Origin of the sequence: Dietzia massiliensis, assembly GCF_018390595.1 — a bacterium.
Classification (GTDB): domain Bacteria; phylum Actinomycetota; class Actinomycetes; order Mycobacteriales; family Mycobacteriaceae; genus Dietzia; species Dietzia massiliensis.
The window spans coordinates 1-853 of sequence record NZ_JAHBAV010000133.1 but is presented as its reverse complement, the minus strand read 5'-3'; the positions used below and the strand labels follow the sequence as shown (position 1 = coordinate 853).

Genomic DNA, 853 nt, shown 5'->3' with positions numbered 1-853 from the left:
CAGGACGACCTCGGTGGGGTGGGCGTCGGGGGTCGACTCCAACGCGTGGCGGACGGCGGTGGCCACGGAGTCGGCGCGGAGGTAGGCGCCGGGGTCGTAGGAGCCGCCCTCGTGCGCGACGATCGCGCGCTGCATGTCCGTGTCGACGCGGCCGGGGTGGATGGAGGTGACGCGCAGGTCGGGTTCCTCGCCGCGGAGGGTGTCGGTGACGGCGCGCAGTGCGAACTTGGAGGCGCTGTAGGAGCCCCAGCCGGGTTTGGCGGTGGTCCCCGCGCCGGAGTTGACGACGACGAGGTGTCCCCGTGCCGCGCGCAGCGCCGGGAGCAGTGACCGGGTCAGCTCGACCACGGCCAGCACGTTGACCTCGAACGCCCGGCGCCACTGCTCGGCGTCGGTGTGTTCGATCCGGCCGAGATCGGCGACCCCGGCACAGTGGACGAGCCCGTCGAGCGTGCTGAGGCCGTCGGCGACGCGGGCGACCCCGTCGGCGGTGGTGAGGTCGGCCTCGACGATGTCGACGGAACGGCCGTCGTCCGGGTGCGCGGAGCGGCAGTCGGCGGCGACGGCCCGCAGCGCGTCGGCGTCGCGGCCCACCAGGACCAGGTCGTGGCTGCCGGCCAGGGCGCGGGCGGTCGCCGCCCCGATCCCGCGGGAGGCGCCGGTGATGACGACTGTGCTCATGCCCGCCGAGGCTAGTCGGGCAAGGCGGGGTAGTGGGCCGCGCGGGGTCGGGTGGGGCCCGGGGATGGCTCCTTTACACATCTGGCGCTGGCGGCGGATTTGACGGGGGAGGGTTCGGGGGGGGCCGGGTGCTTATAAAAAAAAAACGGGTGTGACGTGGTGGGCGTGGCGG

General features: G+C 74.0%; 1 protein-coding gene. It reads right to left on the bottom strand.

What is annotated here, in order from left to right:
* On the bottom strand, window positions 1-681 hold a 681-nt coding region (locus tag KHA85_RS16470), incomplete at its 3' end, for an SDR family oxidoreductase (protein ID WP_213186629.1).
* Window positions 682-853: the final 172 nt, after the last annotated feature.